This window comes from Cyclobacterium sp. SOCE241 (genome assembly GCF_056867545.1).
The window spans coordinates 3,962,355-3,979,361 of sequence record NZ_CP149779.1; the positions used below are offsets into that span (position 1 = coordinate 3,962,355).

Below are 17,007 nucleotides of genomic sequence, written 5' to 3' on the forward strand. Positions count from 1 at the left end.
TTAAAAACCTTATAGGTCTTCTATAAAAAAGTAACAACAATGAAAGGGTTAGTGAAAATTGAACCGAGCAGCTACTATCATGTGATAAACCATGCGGTAGGTAGCGAAAACCTTTTCAGATGTCTGTGTTACTGTCTAATGCCCAATCACATTCATTTTTTAATTAGAACGATCGATGAAGAAGCTCCTCTAAAACATCCAAAATTTAAGGATGACTTTCATAAGTTGGTCATGCAGGAATTGAGCAATCTATTAAATGCCTATACAAAAGCTTACAATAAAAAATACGAACGTAGGGGAGCACTTTGGATAGACTTTACAAAGCGATTTCAGCACGTAATAGATTGTCTATTGCATATTTCGGGTTCAAACAACTTTCCATCGCCAAGCCTTGCTCAGCAATAAACAAAACCCTATGAAAAACAGCATCTTACCACTGATAGTTTTATTCCTTTTAATTGGTTGTGCTTCAAAAAATAATACTAAAATTGATGAGGTGTCTTTTAGTTATTCTATTCTTGAAGGTTTAGAACCTGAAAATGGGACATGCCGAAGAGACCCATCCGATGTTATTTTGGTTGATGGAGTTTATTACTTATGGTATACAAAAACAGACAAGCAGTATAGCGGGTATGATGCCTCTATCTGGTACGCGGTTTCTAAAGATGGCGAAATTTGGGAAGAAAAAGGAGAAGCAATTGGCAGAGGTGAAAAAGATAGTTGGGATGAATACAGTGTATTTACGCCAAATATTCTCAGAGCTTCAGGCAAATATTATCTTTTTTATACCGGTGTGAAGCCTACTCCCGGAAATCCGGATAGGAAATTTGAAAACAATGCTGAAACAGACATTACCGCCATTGGACTGGCTGTTGCTGATTCTCCTGATGGTCCGTTTGTACGGGTTTCTCCAAAACCTATATTAGAAATAAGTGACCTACCTGATGATTTTGACAGCTACAGGATTGATGATGCTTGTATCATTTACAAAGACAAGCAATACAGGATGTATTATAAAGGAAGAAGTATCAAAGATGGAAAAAAGGGCCAAGAAATACCAAAATGGGTGTGGCTATCGCTAAAAATCCAGAGGGACCTTATGTTAAATACAAAAACAATCCGATCATCACTAGCGGACATGAGGTAATGGTTTGGCCTTATAATAACGGAGTTATGGCTTTAATTTCTGAGCATGGTCCAGAAGGCAAAACCCTTCAATTTGCTTCGGATGGGTTGAGGTTTAGCAGACTTGCTTCTTTGGATGCCAATTATCCCAAAGCACCGGGATCCTTTAGACATGGTAATTTTAGGGATGCCTCTATGCAGGAAAAAGGCATTGAATGGGGCATCTCCATGGATTATGGGAACAAAGAAAAATGGCCTCACTTGTTAAAATACAAAATCAGTTTGAAAACATCGGAGGTTAAATAAGCTAACCTTATCATACAGAGATTTTAAATAAGCAAAAACTAATAAATAAGAACATAAAGCTTTACAGCACATGTTTTTATTTAGCTAAGGATCGCATAGTTCATTAGATTAAGAGATGACAATGCACAATCTTCAGCTGATTTTACTGTTAAGTAGTTAGAACAAGGTTCAAAATTAGACCCTAACTTTACAAAAACCATTGGATTTCCGCTAAAAGTCGGATAAAAGCACTCTGAATTTCTTTTTGCAACTTTTAAATCTTTAAAGAATGATTCACCATTTTCTATTATTCACCTTGTTGGCACTGACAATGGGATGTGCCGACAAAAAAGCACAAACCTCAACAAATAATAGCGTAAAAACTTCAGACATATCAGCTTATCAAGGAACGGCGAGCATTACGCAAGGAATTGCCAGCACCCAAGCCGAAGCTATTTATTCTTGTGATCGTGGTAGGAAAACAAATATAGGAAAAATCACCTCTACTGATCAAAAAGAATGGGTTGTACCTGCCGAAACCAACTATTTGAACAGTGAATTTCCTTTTGCCTCAGATTTATTTAATTCTTGTGAAGGAATGAACTATAAAAACGCCGAAGAAGCTTTATCCTATTATGACAATTCCAGTATCATAGCGGTTGACCCGGATGGCGAAGTTTTTACAGCTTACATTTTTGCTGACAATTATTTTGAAATGTATGTAAATGGTATTCCGGTTGGAAAAGACAAAGTACCATTCACTCAATTCAATTCGAGTATTGTCAAGTTTAAAGCTAAAAAACCATTTACTATAGCCATGAAACTGGTAGATTGGGAAGAACACCTTGGAGTAGGTTGTGAAGCCAACAGGGGCAAGCCTTTTCACGCCGGAGATGCTGGAATGGTGGCAGTCATTAAAGATTCGGAGAACTATATTATTGCTACAACTGATGAAAACTGGAAAGCACAAACTTTTTACACGGCTCCAATTTTAGATTTAAGCTGTGTATCAGAGGAGGGCGGCTATAGGTATTCTAAAAATTGCAGTACAGAAGGAGGGCAAGATGGATCCTCTTATTATGCTTTACATTGGGAGCTTCCTACCGATTGGATGAAAACTAATTTTGACGATTCCAATTGGCCAAATGCTACAACATTTAGCAATCGAGAGATTGGTGTTAATAATAAACCTGCTTACACTAATTTCACTTCAGTTTTTGACGCTTCGGAAAAGGACGCCAAATTTATTTGGTCTACCAATGTTGTTTTAGACAATGAAGTCTTGGTCCGATATACCATAAAATAAATTGTCATGAAATATCTTTTGCTAATCACATTTGCCTTGGTTTTTACCTTTGATATTTTTGCACATGAAGGTGGCCACGGCACTCCTTTAAAAAATTGGCAATTTGTAAATAGTAATGAAACCATTAAAGCCGATTTCATTATGAAAGCAGGTGAAACCGTGTATTTAAGCACTGAAAATCATCAAGTTTTAACTTTCGACTATGCTGATTTTGAAGCTTCCGAGCAAAACTATATTACAAAAAGAGTGCATCTTATCAGTCAATTGAATGTAACGGAAGAAAGTGGAATTAACAAGCCATTTGACTATTCCAATTGGTTGCTTTTAATAGGAGTAGCAATGGTGGCGCTATCATTTTTTAACTTGACACAGAAAACAAAAAAACCATATTTAGCTACTGGGTGTATAGGTCTCTTATTTTTAATTATGGGCTGCGCAAACACACAATCTACTACAGTTTTAAAAAAATGGCTGCCAATGAGATCCCATTTTTAGAAGCTGTATTTGGTGCTTTTGAGAAAGTGAATACCCGGCACGATGACAAGTATTTTTATGTTGAATCAGATGGCATCCCCACACACAAAATGATGGTAGGCATTACCAATTGGCAACAACAAGTCCCAATTAACCATGACTATTCGGGCAAGAATGCCTGGGCCATCCCCATACATCCTGAATTGGCGGAAAAACCAATGTCTACAAAAAGCAATTTTATGAAAGGAGCCATTGCCATTGCCGCTAACGGCATTCCTATCTTTAATCCCCTCAATAACCGAGGGGAGGATGCCAATACCATCGGAGAGCTTGATCAATGGGGCGGTCATTGTGGACGTGCGGATGATTATCATTACCATTTACCTCCAACCCACTTACAAGCTAAAGTTGGTAAAGACAAGCCCATTGCCTTTGCCTTGGATGGTTTTCCTGTATATGGAGAAACTACTGAAGAATTGGATGAGAATTTAGGACGATTTACTTCAGATAGCAGCTACCAATACCACGCTGTTAAAGAATATCCTTATTTGATAGCAGCCATGAAAGGAAAGGTTGAGATAAATCCTCGAACACGTGCCCCGGAAAATGAAATTATGCCACAAGCGAAAACCAGAGGTGTAAGACCAGATTTGAGGCCATTGCGTAGAGCAGAAATTATTGGTTTTGAAAACCTTGCACCTCAACATTATAGTTTAAGCTATAAAGTAAACTCACACATCCATAAAATAAATTACGGTTGGGATACTAATGGAAATTACACATTTGAATTTGTAAATCCGGATGGAACAAGCAGAAAATCAAATTATAATAGGCAATAAAAACTAACCAAATATTTATTGTCCACTGATAGGTTTAAGGAGCCATTTAACTTTTTGACAAGCACAGGATAAAGCCATTTTCTCCACCTCCTCCTAAACTCCCCTGCAGAAGTGTCCATCTATCTATTGAGACAAAGGCTATCCTTAGACAAAAATTTTTTGGTATATTAGACACCAAATGCCTTGGAGGGGTTACTAATCTTAAGATAAATTAGAATGAAACTTCAGCCATTAAGAATAGAAGCTGGTTGGCTAGTAAATTATAACCAATTTTATGAAGTTGACCCAGCTCCGGGTTACGAGCATTATTTTGAAGGTTCGAGTTTGCTTATCCTTCATAACAACTCCAGGCTAAAACTTATTGACGTACAGTGGCGGCCTGAAAAAGACCTAGGCGGAGAATATCAAGTGGAGGTTTTGAACTTCTTAGAAAATTTCAACACCCAAACAAACGAATTTGACCTCGTACCCAACTGGGAAAATCCTTTCCTAGCCTTCTCAACAAAGTCCAGGATAAATCTAGTTAATAAATTAGAGGAATTAATGCGTATTCTGCCTGTTTACGAAGATCCTAGGATAACGGTAAAAAGAGGCCTCGTGGATGAACTATCAGAAGCTTACCGGTTGGAATTATTAGAAAAGGGAATTTCAACAACCCTGGTTCAAGAAATATTAAAAAAGAAACCCGGCAATTCAAAATCACCTATTAGATCTTCAAGAATTACCGAGAGAAATAATTTTGATGTTTAAAGAAAAGGGAACAAATAAAAAAGTGAGAAATAAGGCTATCCAAAAATTAAAAAGCTAGCGATTAAAGGAAAAATGAATAGCCGAAAGGTTACTAAAGCAACTGATTTTGAAGTGGTTTCAGCATGTAATAGAAGGTTTATTGCATATTTCGAGTTAAAGCTTTTGTTCAAGATATAATTGATGACCTAGGTCTTTCCAACAAGTAAAACATTGTTAAGCAAAGAAGTTTTTAATTGATAAACCAAGCCCAAATGAAACAGTACATTATCCTTCTGGTTATGCTTTTGAGCTCTTTTGTCGCCTTTCCATTCCAAGAAAATTCGGATAATAATGAGCTCCCCTCAGAAGTTGTTAAAAGCATAGAAAACCGAATCGAAGAAGGCCTTACCCCTAGTATTGCCTTGGCCATTATTGATTCTACAGGCATTCAATATTTTAATTTTGGACTAACTGCCACAAAAGGCAAGAAAGTAAATGAAAACACTATTTACGAAATAGGCTCAATATCAAAGGCCTTTACCGGTATACTACTTGCGCAACAGGTTTTAGATGAAGAACTCCAACTGGAAGATAAAATAAACGACTTCCTACCCCACAACATTAAAATCCCAACAAAAGGCCTAAAAGAAATTACCTTTGGCAACCTTTCAGACCATACCTCAGGCCTTCCCAGAATGCCCGACAACTTTAAGCCTGCCAATCCTTACAATCCATATGCAGACTATACCGTTGAGCAGATGTATGATTTTATTTCCAATTATAAACCCATACGAGCGGTAGGAGCTACTTATGAATATTCAAACCTTGCGCAGGGCTTATTGGGCCATTTGCTCGCCTTAAACAAAAACAGTAATTATGAAGATTTAGTGATCCAAACGATTGCGGCCCCATTAGGAATGATGGATACCAAAATCACATTCACTAAAAAAATGCTGGAAAATTTGGCTTTAGGTCATGCAGGTGGTAAGCAAGTTGAAAATTGGGACATCCCAACACTTGCCGGTGCCGGCGCAATTAGAAGTTCAACTTCTGATATGTCTAAATTTATTGCAGCCAACTTAGGATATGTAAAAAGTCCAATAGCCGAAGCAATGGAGCTATCCCATAAAGTGAGACACCATAAAGCCGGTGAAATGTCAGTAGCATTGGGTTGGCATATCAAGAATGGTGAACTTGGTGATGTCATCTGGCATAACGGGGGAACAGGTGGCTATAGGGCTTTTTCGGGATTTGTCAAGGAAACAGGAAAAGGGGTGGTTCTCCTTTCAAATTCAACAGCAGATATCGATGATATTGGCTTTCATTTACTAGATCCCGGAACTGAATTAATTGCTTTCCCCTCTAAAAAGGATGCCGTTGAAATACCTGAATCAACGCTGGAACGATATGTAGGTTTGTATGAACTACAACCCAAATTCACAATAACAATTACAAAAGAAGGCAATCAGTTATTTGGGCAAGCCACAGGGCAGGATAGGTTTAAAATTTATCCTGAAAATGATACTACTTTTTATTTAACAGTTGTTAAAGCAAAAATTACATTTCAACTAAAAAATGATACTGTTGAAAGTCTAACGCTTTTTCAAGGAGGGCAAGAAATAAAAGGAAAGAAAATTAAATAGGTTGGAGACTTGTGCCAGCACTATAAGAAATTAGTGAAAGGATTTATAGAATTAACCTTTTTTTGAGCACTCTGAGAAGAGGAAGCAGTTGATTTGAAAAATTTATTTCCCAATTTTGGAAACAACAAAGGCTTTCCTTTAAAGGGATTAAAACTTAGTCTACTACTTATGATGATCAATATACCTCCTCAAGGGCGCCAAATTCAATATGTCAAGAATTTTCAAGACCTGGTTTCCATACCTTTTCATGGAAATACCAATGCACTTTGTTGGACGAGGGAATTAATAGGTGATTTTTCTGAGATTGTTAATTTGGTAACATTAGATGAAAATATGGCTGAACTTCATCCTGATGAGCTTCTTGAACTTCAGTTGACTGAACAAGGGCAGCGTGCGCGTGAAATTCTTCTACATGATTTGAAGGTCTTGAAAGCGCATGGTGCCTCTCCCACACTTAATGTGATTCAGTCCTATGAAAGGGATGATAGCTACCCGTTTTTTCCCACCGATGTTTATTCCTTTCATGTAGATCGCGCCCCTATACCTGTCGACACTTTTTTATGCACCTACTATGGGGAGCCAAGTGAAATATTGCCCAATTCACAAGCTGAACAAAAAGTGCTTGTTCCCGAAATAAGGGAGGAACTTAAAAAATTATATGATGGCGGAGCGGGTTATTTTGAATCCTTTTTGAGTGAACAGTTCTTTGACCTCCACTACCTAGCCAAAGCCAATGCACAACCAATAAGCTTAGGCCTGGGGCATTTATGCAGGTTGGCCACAGATCACCCTAATAGTAAAGTCCCCCTTGTATTCATCGTGCCCCACAAGAAAAAAATGGACAGAAGAGGTTGCTGTTAATCTGTTAAATAAAGCCTGGAGGGAACCTGAAGAATGCGGTGTCGGCCAATCAAACCCCTTTGACAGGCTCAGAAACCGTGCTAAGGGTCCACTTTAATGAATTAATAGAATAACCGGTATCAGGATACAGTTTTTTAACCCTAACCTTTAAAAATGTAGTTCCTGCACTAGATCTCTTGTCCAAAATCCTAATTTTGAAAGGTAATAACAAAGCAAAGGAGCTTGGTACATAGTTGATATATACGCAATTCCCCCTCACTATAATGACCTAAAGAGGTCATTTCTTTACGTTCAGTCCTTCCATGCGCAAGCATGGTCTTGGTCCACTCCCAATCTGATCAGGTTTTTATACTTCCAATCGGGCTTTTTCTCACGGTTGACCGATACCAGACACTTTGAAATCTCAAAAGGATAGTCTAATTTTGTATCCATTAGGATACAATAATTTATGATCAGAACAGAAAAAACAGCTGAATTCGATAAATGGATTAGAAAGCTCAAGGATATTCGAGCTAAAGCAAAAATTCTATTCAGGATTCAGAAGTTGGAGACTGATGAACATTTTGACCTGTAGGCGATGGCATTAGCGAAATGCGGATAAATTATGCGAAAGGTTATAGACTCTATTTTAAAGAGAAGGAAGACAAGATCATCATACTATTAATCGGCGGTGAGAAATCAAGTCAACAGAAGGACATTAAGAAGGCACAAGAAATCTGGAATAAACTAAAGAATGAGTAACATGGCAATAACAAAATTTGACATTGCAGACTATCTCGACAACGAAGAAATGATTGCAGAGTATCTTAACACTGTTCTCGAAGACGGGGACAGCTCTGACCTTATTGTAGCTATCGGAAATATCGCGAAAGCTATCGGAATGACAAAAATCGCTGAGAAAACGGGAATGAGCAGGCCAAGTCTGTACAAGGCTTTAGCTGACGGGGCCAAACCTCAATTCGAGACCATCATGAAAGTTTTAAAAGCGGTCGGTGGACAAATAAACATAAAACCATCCAGTTAAAAAAGAAGAAATACCACACCACAACATCTCTTATACTACACACCCTGAGCGTTCCAGACGATTAAAATGGATTTTGAAAAAGAAATACAAAGTTTGATAAGCGGATACTCAAATCCAATAGGCATTGAAAGGTTACGCTTAAACATCCTTCAAGAAATAAAATCTTATTATAAAGACAATGGCTACCCTAAGGAACTGTCAATACATAAGTTATCCTTAATACCAAGTTTATTTCAAGAAGCGAACTATGACAATATTGTGTGGAGTAGTCAAAATGGGGAATTAGGACATTTGAACATTCTATTTCAGCTTGATTGTATGTTTCATAATAGTGGGAAATCACGAGAGAAGCTTTCCGAAAAAGATTTTTTAAATATGTTGATTTTTCATCTCAAGCAATAAATAGCTTAAAGAATAAACTAAACAAACTACTACTATAGCTCCCCCCAATAAGCGGGTCAAACATAAATTGAAAATTTGGTTGTCCTAACAAGTTCGCAGAAACATTCATTTGGCTTTTAATGAATAAAAAAACTAGGGGTAAAAGCAAATTTCGATTAATGTCAATCAAATCTTACCTTTTACAGAAAGGATGAAAATAACATTGTGGAAATTGTCATAATTCTTCATCAAGGAATGGATATTAAAAACCTACTGAAATAAAAAATTGCACACAATAACTAAACACTATGATAGCTATCCCTTCGACACCCCTCGACAGTCTCAGGGGCCATGCTCAGGGGCTAAATCAATGAATCTTTGAAAAGGTGCTGGAAATTAAGAATACAGGTTCATTTTGAACCTTAACAATAAAAATTTGGTATTGCCATTAGATAACTTGTCCTAAATTCTTAATTTGACTAAAGGAAATACGTTGAAGGAATTGAGCCCCTAAACTGTATATAATCATCTTCGAGGGTAAATTATTGATATAAAATATTGTAGAGCATTAAAAAAACGAGATGGAAAAATGGTTATTAAGAAAAATTTCAGGTTCACGTTCAAAATTTAAATTGGACGGAGACTATTCGGATGACCGAAATTCTAAAAAGGCGGTAGGTTTTGAGAATCTTCCTCAAAAAGAATCGATTAGGAATAAAACTGTCACAAGACTTATTTGGACACAACCTTGGTTAAAAGATGGCTTCAGAGTAAATTCGGGCATAATTTTGATGACATTTATTCAGAATTTCTAGCTCGAATTCAGCCTAAATACCTGGATGAATATCGAGACTGTATTTATTGGTACGTAGAAAAGAAAGAAAATATAGAAATTAAGGAAAATGGAGAAATTTGGGGTAAATCGGATGGACAAAGTTTGAAATTACCTTACTCAATTCAGATGACTTTTTATGTTGATCCTATAACGAACGAACTGAAAAAATAAATTAAAAACCCTCCATAATAATTAAGCCTTCTAACATCAGAAACAACTTAGTTCGACCCTTCGACAGGATCTGCCTACACTTCATTTAATTCCTACAAAGGTGTTATGGATCTTGGGGAAAGTTTACCTTTTTTATGACTGTTATCATTCAATAAAGTCATAAGGAGCGAATTTAGAAATTACTGAAAATGTACGCAGATGATTTGAAAAATAAATTCCCGAAATTTGGGAGGTGATACTACTTTTTTCAAAGAATCAAGATTTAGTCTTTTTACTACCTGTTATGATCAATATACCTCCTAAAGGCGCCAAATTCAATATGTCAAGAATTTTCAAGACCTGGTTTCCATACCTTTTCATGGAAATACCAATGCACTTTGTTGGACGAGGGAATTAATAGGGGATTTTTCTGAGATTGTTAATTTGGTAACATTAGATGAAAATATGGCTGAACTTCATCCTGATGAACTTCTTGAACTTCAGTTGACTGAACAAGGGCAGCGTGCGCGTGAAATTCTTCTACATGATTTGAAGGTCTTGAAAGCGCATGGTGCCTCTCCCACACTTAATGTGATTCAGTCCTATGAAAGGGATGATAGCTACCTGTTTTTTCCCACCGATGTTTATTCCTTTCATGTAGATCGCGCCCCTATACCTGTCGACACTTTTTTATGCACCTACTATGGGGAGCCAAGTGAAATATTGCCCAATTCACAAGCCGAACAAAAAGTGCTTGTTCCAGAAATAAGGGAGGAACTTAAAAAATTATATGATGGCGGAGCGGGTTATTTTGAATCCTTTTTGAGTGAACAGTTCTTTGACCTCCACTACCTAGCCAAAGCCAATGCACAACCAATAAGCTTAGGCCTAGGTCATTTATGCAGGTTGGCCACAGATCACCCTAATAGTAAAGTCCCCCCTTGTATTCATCGTGCCCCACAAGAAAAAAATGGACAGAAGAGGTTGCTGTTAATCTGTTAAATAGCAGGGGCGAATATTCCTTTTTCAAGGAATAATCCTGTTATTGTAAAATGAATGAAACCCGGAAAAAATAAACTGATCCTACTTGTTCTTATTGCCCTATTGATAGGTCTGATTTTTGGTTATTTCAAAAAAGAACCAAAACTTACTCTCAAGCCAGGAAATATTGAGGTTCCGCAAAAACGGAGCATACAATGGAATAATGATTCTGAATTTAAAGATTCTATTATTGGCATCTGGGTGAAGAAAAAAGTGGAATATGGCCCAAAAAAAGGAAAGGTAAGCAACCCAAGAGTTTTGTTGGCTCGGCTTCATTCTAAAACCAATATCCAGGAGACCAATCAAATAATTATGGGCATGAAGCCCTGGGGTGTATCAGGTTCCTCTTGGTTTTTTAATAAACTTGGGGATTATGATTTTACATTTACTGTGCTCACTACCATCCTATGGCAGTTTGGTGAGAATCCGGAAATATTATATAAGGAGACGGTCAATCATCTATTAGAAGTCTTGCTAACAGAAGAAGGCAATAAATTTCGGCGAACAGCTCCCAAGACCTTTGGATTGTTCCCGGAAACTGAAAACCATATCCTTATGACTGAGGGCTCCCGATACCTTAAAAACAGGTGGCTGGCCATCCATGGCAATGATGATCCGAAATATGATAATACCGGTAACGGAATGGAAGCCCAAATAATAGATTTTTTGCATGACATGAAAACCAATGGGCTCCATGAGTTCAATTCCATGCCCTATATTGGCTATACCATAACAGCACTACTCAACCTAGAAGCTTTTGCTTCTCAAAAAGTAAGAAAAGAAGCCCGAGATGTATTGGACTATATGAATATCAGTTATGCCTTAGGAAGTTATCATTATAAATATTTCCCTCCCATGAGAAGGAGGTACGAACGCGCCAGTTGGCATAAATTGACCACAGGCTACCATTCTGTTTTTATGAAGGCCTGGATGAGCTTTTTCCCCGGTGCAGCCACTAATTTTGATATCGGAGAAGGGGAAGCACATGCCATTATCGGGGCTTGCATGCCTTATAGACCAGCGGATAAAATCCGTCTTATGCTAAGTGAAAAAGGCAATGGCTATTTTATAAAAATGGGACATGGCAAAGGTTCTTGTCCGGAAATATACACCGCAGGCGAAAATTACCTGCTCTCTGCAGGTGGCGCTAATCTTGGGAAAACCTCGCAAATCGTTGCCCGACCCATTACACTATTTTTAAATGACGAAGCGAAAGAATTAGAAGAAACCTTTCACTTGGCAGGGCCTGGAACAAATTTTATGGAATGGAATAATACCGGTGTGTACAAAAATTTTGCTTGTGCAGCAGGTCCCGTAGCCATACCTCAAGGATACCAAGCCCAGTACAAAGGGAATATATGGTCTATTTTTGAAGCCAATGATAAGGTACTGGTCGCTGTATTTTCCTCCGCCAATCTAGGTATCCTGCTTGTTTTTGAAAATCAAGATCCCCAAACTTTATTAAAAAAATTGGAAAACAAAAACCCAGACATGGAAAGCTTGCACACACAATTCCGGTTTCCCGATGGTTTATTGATTGAATATGATCCTATCGCTCCAAAAGACAAATGGGTTATTACTAAAGTAAACCAGTCAAAACTAGACCGGAACTATGAAAATTGGCCATTAATCGAAGGCTCATTTTACCCTTGATCCCTTTGATATAATAATGAAGCCAATACTCCTTGGTTGCTAAAGCTCCTCGGCTGGTCGCATTTTCGCAATAAAAAGGTCGACAGACAGCTTATAAAAGTACTATTCCCCTGTATTTTAAATTAAAGGTTTTATTAAAAGTGGAATAAGCTCAGGTAAAATGAAAATTAGGATCTCTTTTCTGATGTAGGAGATGAACTTGAGTTCTTCAACAAACACATTAGGAAATAGATCAAATAAATTGGCACTAGCCAACCAAATTATTTGGAGCTTTATCAAAGTATGGTCAATTATGCGGCAAGTCCCTTTTGACGGTTCAGCATTTAGATTTATCTTCACCGTTTATATTAAAAACGGTGATCCCAACAAGGCCTGATGGTTATTTAAAACCGAGGTCGAATTCAAGAAAAACTAACCTATGAAAATTCTTTTTTCCTAACCATCCTATGTATGGTATTTGGAAGCTGCAAAAATCAAGCAAGTCTAGAAGCTTCAAATCAACCAAACATTGTTTTATTTTTTGTTGATGACATGGGTTGGCAGGACACATCAGTTCCTTTCTGGCACAAAAAACTCCTCTCAATGAGCGCTACCATACACCAAATATGGAAAAGCTAGCTTCGGAGGGCATGATGTTTACCCAAGCTTATGCCACACCTGTATGTTCTCCCACTCGTATAAGTCTAATGACCGGCATGAATGCTGCCCGTCATCGTGTAACCAATTGGACACTACACAAGGATGCCCTACAACCTATGGAAACCAACCATAAAGCGTTGTCTTTTCCTGCTTGGAATGTAAATGGGATGAGTCCGGATCCTTTGGATCTTGCCGTACATGCAGACGCCCTTCCTTCTCTGCTCCAAAAGCCGGCTACTACACCATTCATGCCGGAAAAGCACATTTTGGAGCCATCGATACCCCGGCAGAAAATCCGGAAGCCATCGGTTTTGATGTCAATATAGCCGGACATGCTGCCGGAGGTCCCGGTAGCTATTTGGGAGCAAACAATTTTAGTGCAAATTGGCGAGGAGGCAGTGCTGTATGGGATATACCCGGCCTTGAAAAATACCATGGTCAGGAAATATTCCTAACTGAAGCACTGACAAGAGAGGCAATAATCGCTATGGATAAGGCTCAGAATGAAGACAAGCCATTTTTTATGTATATGTCGCATTATGCGGTACATGCCCCCATAGAGAAAGACCAGCGCTATTATCAAAAATACCTGGATAAAGGACTTGATGAAAAAGAAGCCAGCTATGCTGCCCTTATAGAGGGCATGGACAAAAGCTTGGGAGACATCATGCAACATCTCAAAGAAAAAAATTTGATGGAAAACACCATCATCCTTTTCATGTCAGACAACGGGGGATTGAGTGTACATAGCAGAGGCGGAGAACCACATACACATAACAAACCCCTATCCAGCGGCAAAGGGTCCATCCACGAAGGTGGTATCAGGGTACCAATGATCGTAAAGTGGCCCGGCGTAACGATTCCCGGATCAACTAATGACAACTATCTGATCATTGAAGATTTTTATCCCAGCATTTTGGAAATGGCAGGAGTAGAAGACCAACCAACTGTCCAGACAGTAGATGGAAAGAGTTTCGTTGGCATGTTGGAAAGCAATAATTCCCAAAAGTCAAATAACCGGCCTTTGTTCTGGCATTACCCCAATGAATGGGGACCAAAAGGACCGGGAATAGGCGCTTTCAGTGCTATTCGTAAAGGAGATTTTAAATTGATTTATTATCATATCGATGAAAGTTTTGAATTGTTTAATATCCGAGAAGATATTGGAGAGGAAAGCAATCTGGCAGCAACAAAACCGGAAAAAGTAAAAGAGTTGGCTGTTATCTTATCAGCCCACCTTAAAGAGGTAGAGGCACAGATGCCCATACACAAAGAAAGTGGAAAAACCGTAGCCTATCCCGGAGAGTAGCCATTAGACACGTATAATGACGGATATTGCATTTAGACAAATAAGAGTAAAAGACCTGCCACTGGTTTTAAATTTATTGAAGGAAGCAGCCGAAAAAATTAATAGGATGCAGATTGACCATTGGCAATATTGGAGAAACCCTCCACAAGAAAAAGTGCGATGGATTGAAGAGGGTATTAAAAATGGTGAATTCTATTTCGTTGATGACCTTGCTAACAACAATATTGGCATGGTAAGGATGCTTAGAGAAGACATTCTCTATTGGGGTAAGCAAAAAGATAAAGCTTTCTATGTGCATTCATTAATCGTTAAGGAAGCCTATAACGGAAAAGGAATTGGACAAAGGGTCTTAGAAGAAATTGGACAGAAAGCCAAAAATAAAGATTGCCAATACTTGCGATTAGATTCAGATTCAAAAAACCTTAAGCTTTGCAAGTATTACGAAAATCTAGGATTTAGGAAAGTAGGAGTAAAGAACTTGCCCTTATCTACCTACAATTTATACCAGAAGCGAATTCTCTAAAGTAATGGGTAAACCCTCCACCCTTTTGTGGGATAGATATCGATTCACCAAAAGTAATACGGGGAACCAATTTTTAGAGGTTATTATATATGGAGGGGAGTGATGAAAACCAATTTTGACCTAGGCTACGCTAGTGAAACTTATGGTAAAGGGAAAAGGGTAGGCATTGTTCCAATTAAAGACGGGTTTTATGGATGGTAGGCCACAAGCAATGAGGGTTTTATGGAAGGTGACAGCCCTGAAACCACGAAAGATAAATTGAGTCGTTTATTCGGATTGGCATTTCCCTATTCCTAACCTACTAAAAATACAGAACATATTCTCAAAAATAGTTTGATTGACAGAGAACCGCACAAAGGTTGGACCAAAGGAAGGGTCACCCTACTCGGAGATGCAGCCCATCCCACCACTCCTAATTTGGGCCAGGGAGGATGCATGGCCATAGAAGGAGCTTATATTTTAGCCAACTCAATTCAAAAATATGGCCTTACGCAAAAGGTATGAAGCCTTACAATATCCACGATCTAAAAAAATCATTAAAGATAGTTTAAAATTAGGCAAAGTGGGCCAGCTCGAAAATCCATTGCTTATCTCATTAAGAAATCTGGCCTTTCAATTAACTCCTTTCAGCTTGGCCATAATAATAATTGATAAATATTTTTCATATAGGGTCAATCAAATTGAAATATAAAACTTATTGGCGAGTAGTTTTTTTGAAGGTTAACCTTTCCCACCTATACCCCACTTTTTCAGGTTCAATTTGCTAAAGGAAAAATTAGAAAATTTTGAATTTAAATTCGCGTCAATTTGAGCTTTAATCGGTATTATTTTTACATTGAGCATCAAAAATGAATTTCTGCAGTATTTATTAAAATCAATCAACCCAAAACCATGAAGCAATTTGCGCTAATCCTGTTTCTAATAGTTTCTTCCAACTTGGAGGCTCAACAATTAATGGATATATATTCTGAGCGTATCCCAAACAGCAAACCTTATGCTATGCAAGAAGAAGTCATTGAGGACAACGGCCGCATCTCTTGGTTAAAAAATGTTTCCAAACCTACCCTTACATGCTATCATCCAAATGAGGAGATGGCTACAGGAGCAGCGGTAATTATCTGTCCGGGAGGTGGGTATTCAGGTGAAAGTTACCTCCGCGAAGGCACCTTGATTGCTGAAACCTTTGTAAAAAAGGGCATTGCAGCATTTATTTTAAAGTACCGCTTGCCTAGCGATTCGATTATGATTGACAAAACAATAGGCCCTCTTCAAGATGCTCAACAAGCAATAAAAACGGTAAGACAAAATGCCACAGCATGGAATATCGACCCAAGCAAAATTGGCATCATGGGGTTTTCAGCAGGTGGGCATCTGGCTTCAACCGCAGGCACACATTTTGACAAGTCCTATATTCCAAATGAGCGTCAAATTAGTTTAAGACCGGATTTCATGATCCTTATCTATCCTGTCATCAGTATGACAGACGAAATTGGGCACTTAGGCTCAAGACAAAATTTACTTGGTAAGTCTGCTACAGCAATGCAAAAGGAGATGTTTTCTAATGAATTTCAGGTCAGCCCAAACACTCCACCCACTTGGATAACCCATACCGGGGATGACAATGTGGTACCCGTGGAAAACAGCATCCGCTTTTACCAAGCACTGATCAAAAATGAGGTCCCTTCAGAAATGCATTTGTATCCTAAAGGCAACCATGGATTTGTTTTGAGTTTACCAACCGAAGAATGGATGCAACCACTCTTTGACTGGATGAGTAATAGTGGTATAAGTCCTTGACACAATCCATACAATCAATTGCCCTTTTGATGAGGCAAATCTAATTCAACCCAATAAACCTAATTTTCTACCTATAGCAGTATATTAAATTTTTGTGATTTTAGAAATATTCTTGCCTTCTTTGTAATTAGAGCGAACAATAAAATTGAGGTTTTCCATTACCTCCCTCGGGCAACTGTTTTTCTAAAACCTTGTTAAATTTTAATAATTGAAAAACAATAATTTCTTATCATTGTCTGGTTTTTAAGGCAGATAGTTCGAAAAAATAGCTTATATAAAAGGAAAAGTATAGTTTTTTGGCGGATTAATGCTTTTGGAAGAGGCAATTAACCATTCAAACAGCATAGAACAGGACAGTTAAAATTATTGAATAAGGTATATTCGCTAAAATAT

At 38.0% G+C, this 17,007-nt stretch carries 22 protein-coding genes; 20 read left to right on the forward strand and 2 right to left on the reverse strand.

Features of this window, described 5'->3' with window-relative positions:
- Positions 1-39: 39 nt before the first annotated feature.
- The 9 genes from WG932_RS19820 to WG932_RS19860 all read left to right on the forward strand — a co-directional run bounded on the left by WG932_RS19820 (position 40) and on the right by WG932_RS19860 (position 7,262).
- Complete coding sequence (locus tag WG932_RS19820) at positions 40-405, forward strand: transposase (RefSeq protein ID WP_483085139.1); 366 nt, start codon at positions 40-42, stop codon at positions 403-405.
- A gap of 10 nt (positions 406-415) precedes the next feature.
- Positions 416-1,147 (forward strand): family 43 glycosylhydrolase, encoded by a 732-nt coding sequence (locus WG932_RS19825; protein ID WP_483085140.1) that lies wholly within the window; start codon positions 416-418, stop codon positions 1,145-1,147.
- Positions 1,148-1,173: 26 nt separating this feature from the next.
- Positions 1,174-1,431 (forward strand): hypothetical protein, encoded by a 258-nt coding sequence (locus WG932_RS19830; protein ID WP_483085141.1) that lies wholly within the window; start codon positions 1,174-1,176, stop codon positions 1,429-1,431.
- Between the two features lie 268 nt (positions 1,432-1,699).
- Positions 1,700-2,716 carry a hypothetical protein gene (locus WG932_RS19835; protein ID WP_483085142.1) on the forward strand — a complete coding sequence of 339 codons (1,017 nt, stop codon included), beginning with the start codon at positions 1,700-1,702 and terminating at the stop codon, positions 2,714-2,716.
- Positions 2,717-2,722: 6 nt separating this feature from the next.
- A complete protein-coding gene (locus tag WG932_RS19840) occupies positions 2,723-3,211 on the forward strand; it encodes a hypothetical protein (protein WP_483085143.1) in 489 nt (162 codons plus the stop codon).
- Positions 3,184-4,029: a YHYH protein gene (locus WG932_RS19845; protein ID WP_483085144.1), complete on the forward strand. Its 846-nt coding sequence runs from the start codon at positions 3,184-3,186 to the stop codon at positions 4,027-4,029. Before WG932_RS19840 ends, WG932_RS19845 begins: the two co-directional genes overlap by 28 nt.
- A gap of 216 nt (positions 4,030-4,245) precedes the next feature.
- Positions 4,246-4,779 carry a hypothetical protein gene (locus WG932_RS19850; RefSeq protein WP_483085145.1) on the forward strand — a complete coding sequence of 178 codons (534 nt, stop codon included), beginning with the start codon at positions 4,246-4,248 and terminating at the stop codon, positions 4,777-4,779.
- A gap of 251 nt (positions 4,780-5,030) precedes the next feature.
- Positions 5,031-6,401 carry a serine hydrolase gene (locus tag WG932_RS19855; RefSeq protein ID WP_014019646.1) on the forward strand — a complete coding sequence of 457 codons (1,371 nt, stop codon included), beginning with the start codon at positions 5,031-5,033 and terminating at the stop codon, positions 6,399-6,401.
- Between the two features lie 93 nt (positions 6,402-6,494).
- Positions 6,495-7,262 carry a hypothetical protein gene (locus WG932_RS19860; RefSeq protein ID WP_483085146.1) on the forward strand — a complete coding sequence of 256 codons (768 nt, stop codon included), beginning with the start codon at positions 6,495-6,497 and terminating at the stop codon, positions 7,260-7,262.
- Between the two features lie 49 nt (positions 7,263-7,311).
- On the opposite strand, the gene WG932_RS19865 is transcribed toward WG932_RS19860, so the two are convergent.
- Both WG932_RS19865 and WG932_RS19870 read right to left on the reverse strand, forming a co-directional pair.
- Positions 7,312-7,446 carry a hypothetical protein gene (locus tag WG932_RS19865; protein ID WP_483085147.1) on the reverse strand — a complete coding sequence of 45 codons (135 nt, stop codon included), beginning with the start codon at positions 7,444-7,446 and terminating at the stop codon, positions 7,312-7,314.
- A 107-nt stretch (positions 7,447-7,553) separates the two neighbouring features.
- The gene (locus WG932_RS19870) at positions 7,554-7,694 is read right to left on the reverse strand and encodes a hypothetical protein (protein ID WP_483085148.1); all 141 of its coding nucleotides are present in this window, start codon (positions 7,692-7,694) and stop codon (positions 7,554-7,556) included.
- 159 nt (positions 7,695-7,853) lie between these two features.
- Here WG932_RS19870 and WG932_RS19875 point away from each other — a divergent pair, with 159 nt between their 5' ends.
- The 11 genes from WG932_RS19875 (at position 7,854) to WG932_RS19925 (ending at position 16,614) form a co-directional block, all read left to right on the forward strand.
- On the forward strand, positions 7,854-8,003 hold the full coding sequence (locus WG932_RS19875; RefSeq protein WP_483085149.1) for a hypothetical protein: 150 nt from the start codon (positions 7,854-7,856) through the stop codon (positions 8,001-8,003).
- A gap of 1 nt (position 8,004) precedes the next feature.
- Positions 8,005-8,286, forward strand: a complete 282-nt coding sequence (locus WG932_RS19880; RefSeq protein WP_014019649.1) for an addiction module antidote protein — start codon at positions 8,005-8,007, stop codon at positions 8,284-8,286.
- A 66-nt stretch (positions 8,287-8,352) separates the two neighbouring features.
- On the forward strand, positions 8,353-8,688 hold the full coding sequence (locus WG932_RS19885; protein ID WP_483085150.1) for a hypothetical protein: 336 nt from the start codon (positions 8,353-8,355) through the stop codon (positions 8,686-8,688).
- A gap of 715 nt (positions 8,689-9,403) precedes the next feature.
- Positions 9,404-9,673, forward strand: a complete 270-nt coding sequence (locus WG932_RS19890; protein WP_483085151.1) for a hypothetical protein — start codon at positions 9,404-9,406, stop codon at positions 9,671-9,673.
- Positions 9,674-10,117: 444 nt separating this feature from the next.
- Positions 10,118-10,654, forward strand: a complete 537-nt coding sequence (locus WG932_RS19895) for a hypothetical protein (protein ID WP_483085152.1) — start codon at positions 10,118-10,120, stop codon at positions 10,652-10,654.
- Between the two features lie 54 nt (positions 10,655-10,708).
- Entirely contained in the window at positions 10,709-12,346 is a 1,638-nt protein-coding gene (locus WG932_RS19900; RefSeq protein WP_483085153.1) for a hypothetical protein, read from the forward strand.
- A 536-nt stretch (positions 12,347-12,882) separates the two neighbouring features.
- Positions 12,883-13,311, forward strand: coding sequence for a sulfatase-like hydrolase/transferase (locus tag WG932_RS19905; RefSeq protein ID WP_483085154.1), 429 nt, complete (start codon positions 12,883-12,885; stop codon positions 13,309-13,311).
- A complete protein-coding gene (locus WG932_RS19910; RefSeq protein WP_483088692.1) occupies positions 13,260-14,294 on the forward strand; it encodes a sulfatase-like hydrolase/transferase in 1,035 nt (344 codons plus the stop codon). The genes WG932_RS19905 and WG932_RS19910 overlap by 52 nt, the downstream gene beginning before the upstream one ends.
- A 16-nt stretch (positions 14,295-14,310) precedes the next feature.
- Positions 14,311-14,817 carry a GNAT family N-acetyltransferase gene (locus WG932_RS19915; protein ID WP_483085155.1) on the forward strand — a complete coding sequence of 169 codons (507 nt, stop codon included), beginning with the start codon at positions 14,311-14,313 and terminating at the stop codon, positions 14,815-14,817.
- Between the two features lie 333 nt (positions 14,818-15,150).
- Positions 15,151-15,321 carry an FAD-dependent monooxygenase gene (locus WG932_RS19920; RefSeq protein WP_483085156.1) on the forward strand — a complete coding sequence of 57 codons (171 nt, stop codon included), beginning with the start codon at positions 15,151-15,153 and terminating at the stop codon, positions 15,319-15,321.
- Positions 15,322-15,708: 387 nt separating this feature from the next.
- On the forward strand, positions 15,709-16,614 hold the full coding sequence (locus WG932_RS19925; protein WP_339680652.1) for an alpha/beta hydrolase: 906 nt from the start codon (positions 15,709-15,711) through the stop codon (positions 16,612-16,614).
- The last annotated feature ends 393 nt before the right edge of the window (positions 16,615-17,007 follow it).

Coding starts and splice junctions, on each gene's coding strand:
- WG932_RS19820 (WP_483085139.1), top strand. CDS start 40: ATGAAAGGGTTAGTGAAAATTGAACCGAGCAGCTACTATCATGTGATA.
- WG932_RS19825 (WP_483085140.1), top strand. CDS start 416: ATGAAAAACAGCATCTTACCACTGATAGTTTTATTCCTTTTAATTGGT.
- WG932_RS19830 (WP_483085141.1), top strand. CDS start 1,174: ATGGCTTTAATTTCTGAGCATGGTCCAGAAGGCAAAACCCTTCAATTT.
- WG932_RS19835 (WP_483085142.1), top strand. CDS start 1,700: ATGATTCACCATTTTCTATTATTCACCTTGTTGGCACTGACAATGGGA.
- WG932_RS19840 (WP_483085143.1), top strand. CDS start 2,723: ATGAAATATCTTTTGCTAATCACATTTGCCTTGGTTTTTACCTTTGAT.
- WG932_RS19845 (WP_483085144.1), top strand. CDS start 3,184: ATGGCTGCCAATGAGATCCCATTTTTAGAAGCTGTATTTGGTGCTTTT.
- WG932_RS19850 (WP_483085145.1), top strand. CDS start 4,246: ATGAAACTTCAGCCATTAAGAATAGAAGCTGGTTGGCTAGTAAATTAT.
- WG932_RS19855 (WP_014019646.1), top strand. CDS start 5,031: ATGAAACAGTACATTATCCTTCTGGTTATGCTTTTGAGCTCTTTTGTC.
- WG932_RS19870 (WP_483085148.1), bottom strand. CDS start 7,694: ATGGATACAAAATTAGACTATCCTTTTGAGATTTCAAAGTGTCTGGTA.
- WG932_RS19875 (WP_483085149.1), top strand. CDS start 7,854: ATGCGGATAAATTATGCGAAAGGTTATAGACTCTATTTTAAAGAGAAG.
- WG932_RS19880 (WP_014019649.1), top strand. CDS start 8,005: ATGGCAATAACAAAATTTGACATTGCAGACTATCTCGACAACGAAGAA.
- WG932_RS19885 (WP_483085150.1), top strand. CDS start 8,353: ATGGATTTTGAAAAAGAAATACAAAGTTTGATAAGCGGATACTCAAAT.
- WG932_RS19895 (WP_483085152.1), top strand. CDS start 10,118: ATGGCTGAACTTCATCCTGATGAACTTCTTGAACTTCAGTTGACTGAA.
- WG932_RS19900 (WP_483085153.1), top strand. CDS start 10,709: ATGAAACCCGGAAAAAATAAACTGATCCTACTTGTTCTTATTGCCCTA.
- WG932_RS19915 (WP_483085155.1), top strand. CDS start 14,311: ATGACGGATATTGCATTTAGACAAATAAGAGTAAAAGACCTGCCACTG.
- WG932_RS19925 (WP_339680652.1), top strand. CDS start 15,709: ATGAAGCAATTTGCGCTAATCCTGTTTCTAATAGTTTCTTCCAACTTG.